The sequence below is a fragment of the Pseudomonas sp. NPDC086251 genome (genome assembly GCF_044746405.1).
Taxonomy (GTDB): Bacteria; Pseudomonadota; Gammaproteobacteria; order Pseudomonadales; family Pseudomonadaceae; genus Aquipseudomonas.
In genome coordinates this window covers 228871-236752 of the sequence record NZ_JBIVBY010000006.1, presented here as the reverse complement: position 1 = coordinate 236752, position 7882 = coordinate 228871, and the positions used below count along the sequence as shown (strand labels likewise).

Here is a 7882-nt window from a genome sequence, read left to right as displayed (position 1 = left end):
CTTTTTCATGGCCTCGCCCTCGCTGTCGTTGGCTTCTATAAGAATGCCACCGTGGCGCACAGACGCCTCGGCTTGGGCGAGTCCATCCAATTACAGAGTATGCGTTACGCCCGAGTCGCGTTTCAGGTGTAGGCCAACAGTCGGCCGCACAGCACCACGCTGACCCATAAAGCCATCGAAAACAGGGCCTGGAGTTTTGCCACCCCAGGCGCTGCGGCGCCGGTGTTCCACTGCTCGACGGAGCGGTAGACACCGACGTGGAACAGCACGGCGTTGAGACCCGCCGTAGCGATCAGGCACAGCTTCAGGATAAAAATGTCGTTGGAGGCGAAGTCATGGGGATGGGCTGAAAACATCATCAGCCCGGCAGGCACGATGAACAGCAGGGCCGCGATGGACCAGGTCAGCAAGTGACGGGCCAGCGCGGTCACCTGAATATCCTTGGACAACCCGAGCACCCGCAGATCGAACATGACCACCGAACCGACCAGCACAATGAAGCCAATGATGTGCACCACCTCGACCATCGGATAAAGCCACAGCTCGCCGCGCATGGCGGCGCCAAGAGGCGAGTCATTCATCCAGTCCAGCCAGCTTGTCGAACCCGGTCCACTGGTGGTTGTGGTATCCATCAGCGCAACTCGGTGGTTTTGCCGGCAACGGTGATGCGTTCTGCCCGCAGCTCATCGGGTTTGTTGCGATTCTGATAGCCGACCACGGTGGCCTGACTGCCGACTGCCAGCATCTCTTTTGAAAGGCCACGGTTCTCCATTCGCGAGGGCGGCGCCAGCACCACGTTCCAGGTCTTGTCGTCTGTCTTGAGATTGACGAAGCCGTGCGGGTGCGAGTAGCCGGATTCCTCTATCGTGCCGGACAATTGCAAGGGTTTGCTTGAGTCGTACTCACTCCAGCCGTGATGTGCGAATGCCGCCGTGGCAACCAGTAGCAATGACACTCCAATGCCCTTGAGCATGACGTTCATGACACGGTTCTCCTGCTGCAGGACGATGGTTTTTAGAATAGTCAGCCAAACCGAGCGTGCCGAACCTCGGGCTCCAAAAGAATGTATCCGTCTGTGACACCTGCCTGACCCGTCAAGCCAAAACACGATCCGTGTAGCAGCTGGCGCAGCCTGCGTTCGGCTGCGCAGCAGTCGTGAAATCAGGCAATGCGGTGTGCCAGGAATACCGCGTGTTCAAGGTTTACGACTGCTTCGCAGCCGAACGCAGGCTGCGCCAGCTGCTACAGGGGATTTGCGGCGGCGGCCTGGTCGGCGAACCACTGCAGGATCAGGGAACACGCCGGGTGCGCGGCGGCCGAGGGTTGTGGGCACAGCGAATAGACTCCACCGGTTTTCAAGGGTTGGCCGAACGGGACGACCAGCACACCACGATCAATGGATTCTTCGGCTAGGGTCAGGTCGGTCACGGCCACCCCCAAGCCGCGTGCCGCCGCGTCGAGTGCCAGTTCGTCGAGGTTGAAGGGGATGTGCCGATAGTCTTCCAGTGGCTTGCCGTCATTGGCCGCCAGCCAGTCAATCCAGGCTTGCTTGTCTGCCGAACGGTGGAGCAACGCGAAACCTGTGAGGTCGTCCACCGACGCCAAAGGCCGGGTTGAACTGGCCAGCCCCGGGGCGCACACCGGCACCAGCGCTTCCTCGAACAAGGTCAGGCAATCCGGATCACTGGACGGCTCGGGCAGATAAAGAATGTAGGCGTCGCTGTCGCTGGCCGGCTCGACGATTTCCGTCGCCACGGTTTCGATCGCCAGGGAAATGTCCGGGTGACGCCGGTAGAAATCGCTCAGCTTGGGCAGCAACCAACGAACCGCCAGCGACACATGCATGCGGATGCGGAAAGGACGATTCTGCGGATTAAGCCGATCCTCGAGTGCCTTCAATTGCTCAAGAATATTGCGCGCGCTGGCCAGCACCTGTTCGCCTTCCGGGGTCAGGCGAATACTGCGACTGCTCCTGACGAACAGCGGTACGCCGAAGTGACTCTCCAACTGCTGGATTTGCCGACTCACTGCGCTTTGGGTCAGGCAGAGCTTTTGCGCCGCTTGGGTGAAGCTGCCCGAATCAGCGACTTCCACCAAGGCCTGCATAGCCTGAAGAGACGGGACGTGGCGAATTTTATCCATGCGTTTTCAGAATATCTCGATGATTTTATAACGTTGGTTGTAACACCACAGACCTTATAGATTCTAGCTCTAGCGGCCGCCATCTCAAACCACTCATGCAAATGTCGCATGGAGCTCTGAACTGGGATAGCTCGCGGAACGACAGTCAAATGAGGTGACCCATGGAAAACGTATGTGGCTGGATTGCGCAGGCGGGCAATGCGCCCGTTCGTGATCGCCTGAGCGACACGCAAACAGCCGATTGGCTGGTCATCGGTGCCGGCATCACCGGCCTTTCTGCCGCACATTCGCTCGCTGAAATGCACCCTCAGGCACGCATCGTAGTCGTCGACCGGCAGCGTGCGGCGCAAGGTGCCTCGGCGCGTAATTCGGGATTCGTGGTGGGTCACGAGCATCCGGCCACTGATGAGCTTCTGGGCCATGCGGGTTTCGCCGGTTACGAGGTGGATACCTCGATTTCACGCGCGGCCAGCGACGAGGTGCGTCAGCGCATCGCGCGGCATGGCATCGAGTGCGACTTCCGCGATTCCGGGTATTTTTTCGCCGTTAGCGACCCGGCCAAGCTGACGCATGTCGAGGAGAAACTGGCGACGCTCAAAGCCGTCGGGGCTTCTGCGCAGTTTCTGCAAGGTGAACAGCTGATTCAGACACTCGGTACCCGGCATTACCAGGCTGCTATCTGGTGTGGCAATGGCAACGCTTTGCTGCAACCGGCGAAGTACGTGAAGGGCCTGCTCAATGCGCTGCCGGACGGCGTGACGCTCTATGAAAACACCGAGATCACCGGCCTGGAACGCCTGGACAAAGGGCGCATTCGCGCGAACGGCATTGATGGGTGCATTGAGGCGAAGCAGGTGTTGGTGTGCCTGAACGCATTCATACCGCGTGCCGGGATCGATGACAGCGGCACCTTCCCGATGGAGCTCAGCGCCAGCCTCACACGGCCGCTCAGCGACGAAGAATTCCAGGCCCTTGGCAGTGTGGAGCCTTGGGGCGTGCTGTCCACCCGGCCACTGGGTGCCACGGTGCGACTGACTCCGGATCGTCGCGTGATGATCCGCAACACCGCGGAGTACCGCTCCAGGGATTTGTCCAACAGCGAGCTCTTGCTCCGTCGCCAACACCACGTGTTGGGTTTGCAGCGGCGTTTTCCGTCGCTGACCGAGCAGGATATTCAGTACACCTGGACCGGCCACTTGAGCGCCTCACGCACCGGGCAACCGTATTTTGCCAAGGTCGAGGAGGGCCTGTTTGCCGTGGCCGGATGCAATGGTTCGGGCGTCGCGCGCGGCACGCTGTGGGGACGCCTGCTGGCTGAAATGGCCTCGGGCGCCAGTTCGCCCATCATGCGGTCGGTGATGCACAGGGCGCAGCCGGGCTGGCTCCCGCCCAAACCCTTGCTCGATATCGGTGCCATGCTGCGAATGCGCGTAGAGGCGGTCAGGGCCAGAACAGAAATCTAGACACCCGCAAAACAAAAAAGCCCCAAAAGAATAAAAGCTCCTAAAAAGGTGATTGAACATGCACGTCAATAAACTTTCCCTGATGGTCTTGGTCGCGTCGTTTTCGACAGTCGGTTACGCGGACGAAGTCGTCAATATTTCCAACTGGAACGGCTACATCGCCGACGATACCTTGACCAATTTCACTAAGGAAACGGGGATCAAGGCGACGTACGACATTCACGACAGCAACGAAGTCCTCGAATCAAAACTGATGACCGGCAATACCGGTTATGACGTGGTCAGTCCGTCGAACCATTTCCTCTCGCGATTGATCAAGGCCGGGGCGATTCAGAAGCTGGACAAGAGCCAGCTGCCCAACTGGAAAAACCTTGACCCGGCGCTGATGAAAAAACTCGAGGTCAATGACCCAGGTAACCAGTACGGCTATCCGTACATGTGGGGCACGGCGGGGATTGGCTACAACGTCGAAAAAATCAAAGCGATCTTCGGCAACACCGACGTCACCCATTCCTGGAGCCTGTTTTTTGCTGAGGCCAACATCAAGAAGCTGAGTGAGTGCGGCGTGGCGATTATCGACAACCCGACGCAGATCCTGCCGATCACCCTCAATTACCTCGGACTGCCGCCCCATAGCCATGAGCCTGCGGACTATAAGAAAGCCGAGCAAGCGCTGTTGAAAATCCGCCCTTACGTCCAATATTTTCACGCCTCCAAGTACATCAGCGATCTGGCCAACGGCAACGTCTGCGCGGTCATCGGCTTCAACGGCGACATTGTGCAAGCCGCCGCCAGTGCCAAGGAAGCCAAGAACGGGATCGAGATCGCCTATTCGATTCCTGACGAAGGATCGACCCTATGGCTCGATATGGTGGTCATGCCCAAGAGCGCGCCGCATGAGAGGAATGCTTACGCGTACATGAATTACCTGTTGAACCCTCAGGTCATCGCCAACATCAGCAACAGCATCCATTACGCCAACCCCAACAGCGCGGCGGATGAGTTTGTCACGCCGGCGGTGAAGCAGGACCTGGCGATTTACCCGCCGAAAAACGTGATGGACAAGTTGTTTACCGTAGAAGACCTGCCCGCCGCTATCGCGCGCCTGAGCACCCGTCTGTGGACCAAACTAAAAACCAACACCTGACCGAACATCACCTGTAGGAGCAGCGCTTGCTCGCGAAGACGCCGGCAGATTCAACATGGATCTGACTGAATAGGCGCATTCGCGAGCAGCGACTTGTGGTGGGCCCTGGATCGCCGGTAGGGTGAGATCCGTCGCAAACTCCCCCTCAAGGAAAGAGCATGACATTGACAGCCGAAACGCTAACCGAGATCGCCATGACCAATCCGGTCAACGCCGAGCTGGTCCGGCGCCTGCCTTCACTCGGCCTGAACCAATGCCTGTTGACGGCGGGATGTCTTTTCCAAGCGGTCTGGAATCATCAGTCCGGCCGTCCCGCGGCGTGGGGCATCAAGGACTACGACGTTTTTTACTTTGATGAAGACGAGTCGTGGGAAGCCGAGAACCAAGTGATCATCGCCACGCGCAGCCTCTTTCACGACCTCGATGTTGACATCGAAATCAAGAACCAGGCGCGGGTTCACCTGTGGTACGGGCAGCGGTTTGGCCGGGCTTATCCTAAGCTTCAGTCAGCAAGGGATGGCATCGATCGGTACTTGATTGCGGGGACGTGTATCGGTCTGGAGGTGGCCACCGGCGAGGTGTATGCGCCGTACGGTTTGAGTGACGTCGAAGCAGGGCTGTTGCGTATCAACCCGCTCAATCATCAGCCTGATTTGTTTGATCAGAAGGCCAAGAGTTATCAGGCTCGGTGGCCGTTTTTACGACGGGCAGAAGTTTGAACCGGCAGACATTGCCGCCCCTGACCATGCATTCCGTGTGATCGACTGCACTACCTCCGAACGCTCCAGGCTGAACTCACAGATAAGCGGTCGTCGAGCGCCCGTTTCGATAGAGGCGATGAAAGGAACGAACTTGCGTCAAAGGCTTTTCTCGAAGGTAAAGGCGCTCCGTTTTCGAGGGACCTCAACCATGCAGTCCAAGGATCATTCGCGGTACGAGCTGGCACTGTTGATGCTGTTTCTGTTGATCGTCGTGGCGCTCGGCGTTTCACCCCGCAGCCGGGTCGATTGGGCACTGGAAAACCTGTTGGTGCTGGGGCTGGTCGGCAGCTTGGTGGCCGTTTCTCGCCATTTTCGTTTATCGGCTGTTTCCATCAGCCTGGTATTCGTTTTCCTGTGCATTCATGAGCTGGGTTCCCACTACACCTATTCGCTGGTGCCTTATGACCGTTGGTGCTCCGAGTTGACCGGGCTCAGCATCAATAAAGCCTTGGGCCTGCAGCGCAATCATTTTGATCGATTGGTCCATCTGAGTTACGGATTGTTGATGGTGTATCCGGTGTGTGAAGTGCTGCGACGCCTTACGCCGTTGCGCGGCTTCTGGCTGATGTTCATCACCCTCAATGTCATGCTGTCGACGTCGGCCGTTTACGAACTGGTGGAATGGATCGGCGGCGCCTATTTGGGCGACGACACGTCCCGCGCCTTCGTCGGCGCGCAAAACGATCCCTGGGATTCACAAAAAGATATGGCACTGGCCGTGGCGGGTGCGTTTGTCAGCCTGCTGGCGGTTTCCCTGTGCAGGAAATCGGAAAAAGCGGCGGGGGATATCGTCGGTCGCAATGAATCGAGCGTGTGGAAATGAGCAGAGAAGGGGACCGGTGACTTCTCAATCACCCCGTCCCCTTGTTCACCCAACGATCAGAACTTGAACGCTTGTCGTCCTACCAGTAACCATTTGCCTTTCTGTTTTTGCCAAATCTGGAAGTTCTCGATTTCGGTTGGAATCACTTCGGTGCCCTTGAGGGCTTGTGCCGAGAAGTGGTTGCGGACCAATGCGACGTCACCGGAGACGGTGATGGTCTGGTTCTGCATCTCGAGTGTTTTGAAGGCGCTTGCGCCGGTTTCGATATCGGCTATGAAGGCTTTTTTGTCCTGGATCTTCCCGCTGGAATGCCCATAGGTCAGGTTCGGGGCGGTCAGCGATTGGAGCTCGGGGATGTTCTTGTGCAGCATCGCCTGGGTCAGATGGTCGACAGCTTGCGCAACGTCCTTGTCCGCCGAAGCCGGGGTGGCGGCAACGTAGCCGCTGAAGAGGCAGAGAAAACCAACCAGCAATTTGACTTTTTTCATGGGTGTTTCCTTGTTGTTGTAGGTCGTCGTACAACCTAGCATGAGATTCAAGAAAAACGAACTTGCTTGGCAGGCTTTTCTCGAACGTTTATGTCCGCACAACCGCATCGCGTCCCTGTAGCAGCTGCCGAAGGCTGCGTTCGGCTGCGAAGCAGTCGTAAAACCATTCAACGCGGTCTATCAGGTAGATCTGACATAACGGATTTGCGACTGCTGCGCAGCCGAACGCAGCCTTCGGCAGCTGCTACAAGGGGATGTAAGGGGGAAATCAGATGTCAGCGATTTACGTAGGGTGTGCCGGCTGGAATCTGCCGCGTGAATACTGGCCGCTGTTTACCGGCCACGGCACACACCTGCAACGGTATGCGTCGCAACTGACGTCGGTCGAAATCAACAGCTCGTTTTATCGCCCGCATCGGCCACACACCTATTTTCGCTGGGCGCAGTCGGTGCCTACGTCCTTTCGCTTTTCGGTCAAGGTGCCCAAGGTCATTACCCATGTGCAGCGTTTGCAGGGCTGCGAGCTGTTGCTGGATGAGTTTCTTGCCCAGTGCACGGCGCTGGGGGATTCGTTGGGTTGCCTGCTGGTTCAATTGCCGCCGTCACTGGTCTATGACGAAGCGATCGCCACAGCTTTTTTCCAGGCGTTACGCCAGCGTTATGCAGGCGCGGTGGTGCTCGAGCCTCGGCACGCGTCCTGGCTGAGTGCGGACGCTTTATTGATCGAGCAGAAAATCGGCCGAGTCGCGGCTGATCCGTCGCCGATTCCCGGTGGAGGATCTCCGGGCGGTTGGCCGGGAATTCATTACTGGCGCCTGCATGGCTCGCCGCGTATTTACTACAGCGACTATGATCCAATCCGGTTGCAGGCGCTGGCTGCGCACGTCCACACATCGCCCCGCGCGGGCATCGACACCTGGTGCATTTTCGATAACACCGCCAGCGGTTTTGCCGTGAGCAACGCGCTGACCCTTCAAGCGTTGTCAGCGTCCCATCAGCGCACTTCAGGAAGCGTCTGACATCATTTCGCAGGTTCCCTTGTCAGGGTTGCACTGAAC

General features: G+C 57.9%; 9 protein-coding genes and 1 pseudogene. 5 read left to right on the top strand and 5 right to left on the bottom strand.

The window, feature by feature from the left end:
* Positions 1 to 122: 122 nt before the first annotated feature.
* The 3 genes from ACIPL2_RS10385 to ACIPL2_RS10375 all read right to left on the bottom strand — a co-directional run bounded on the left by ACIPL2_RS10385 (position 123) and on the right by ACIPL2_RS10375 (position 2142).
* On the bottom strand, positions 123 to 632 hold the full coding sequence (locus tag ACIPL2_RS10385) for a DUF6644 family protein (RefSeq protein ID WP_401355735.1): 510 nt from the start codon (positions 630 to 632) through the stop codon (positions 123 to 125).
* Positions 632 to 982: a DUF6152 family protein gene (locus ACIPL2_RS10380; RefSeq protein ID WP_401355734.1), complete on the bottom strand. Its 351-nt coding sequence runs from the start codon at positions 980 to 982 to the stop codon at positions 632 to 634. The genes ACIPL2_RS10385 and ACIPL2_RS10380 overlap by 1 nt, the downstream gene beginning before the upstream one ends.
* Before the next feature lie 260 nt (positions 983 to 1242).
* Positions 1243 to 2142, bottom strand: coding sequence for a LysR family transcriptional regulator (locus ACIPL2_RS10375; protein ID WP_401355732.1), 900 nt, complete (start codon positions 2140 to 2142; stop codon positions 1243 to 1245).
* A 161-nt stretch (positions 2143 to 2303) separates the two neighbouring features.
* On the opposite strand from ACIPL2_RS10375, the gene ACIPL2_RS10370 reads away from it, so the two are divergent.
* From ACIPL2_RS10370 to ACIPL2_RS10360, 3 genes are all read left to right on the top strand, one after another.
* Complete coding sequence (locus ACIPL2_RS10370; RefSeq protein ID WP_401355730.1) at positions 2304 to 3605, top strand: NAD(P)/FAD-dependent oxidoreductase; 1302 nt, start codon at positions 2304 to 2306, stop codon at positions 3603 to 3605.
* A 58-nt stretch (positions 3606 to 3663) separates the two neighbouring features.
* Positions 3664 to 4752, top strand: coding sequence for a polyamine ABC transporter substrate-binding protein (locus ACIPL2_RS10365; RefSeq protein ID WP_401355727.1), 1089 nt, complete (start codon positions 3664 to 3666; stop codon positions 4750 to 4752).
* Positions 4753 to 4910: 158 nt separating this feature from the next.
* Positions 4911 to 5471, top strand: coding sequence for a nucleotidyltransferase family protein (locus tag ACIPL2_RS10360; protein WP_401355725.1), 561 nt, complete (start codon positions 4911 to 4913; stop codon positions 5469 to 5471).
* Here the strand turns inward: ACIPL2_RS10360 and ACIPL2_RS10355 are convergent.
* Positions 5457 to 5538, bottom strand: a pseudogene (locus ACIPL2_RS10355) (MarR family transcriptional regulator); the annotation flags it as partial. The gene ACIPL2_RS10360 and the pseudogene ACIPL2_RS10355 overlap by 15 nt on opposite strands.
* A gap of 123 nt (positions 5539 to 5661) precedes the next feature.
* Between ACIPL2_RS10355 and ACIPL2_RS10350 the strand changes: the two are divergent.
* The gene (locus ACIPL2_RS10350) at positions 5662 to 6336 is read left to right on the top strand and encodes a DUF2238 domain-containing protein (RefSeq protein ID WP_401355724.1); all 675 of its coding nucleotides are present in this window, start codon (positions 5662 to 5664) and stop codon (positions 6334 to 6336) included.
* A 56-nt stretch (positions 6337 to 6392) separates the two neighbouring features.
* Here the strand turns inward: ACIPL2_RS10350 and ACIPL2_RS10345 are convergent, their stop codons facing one another.
* On the bottom strand, positions 6393 to 6824 hold the full coding sequence (locus ACIPL2_RS10345; RefSeq protein ID WP_401355722.1) for a nuclear transport factor 2 family protein: 432 nt from the start codon (positions 6822 to 6824) through the stop codon (positions 6393 to 6395).
* Between the two features lie 272 nt (positions 6825 to 7096).
* Between ACIPL2_RS10345 and ACIPL2_RS10340 the strand changes: the two genes are divergently transcribed.
* Positions 7097 to 7843 (top strand): DUF72 domain-containing protein, encoded by a 747-nt coding sequence (locus ACIPL2_RS10340; RefSeq protein ID WP_401355720.1) that lies wholly within the window; start codon positions 7097 to 7099, stop codon positions 7841 to 7843.
* Positions 7844 to 7882: the final 39 nt, after the last annotated feature.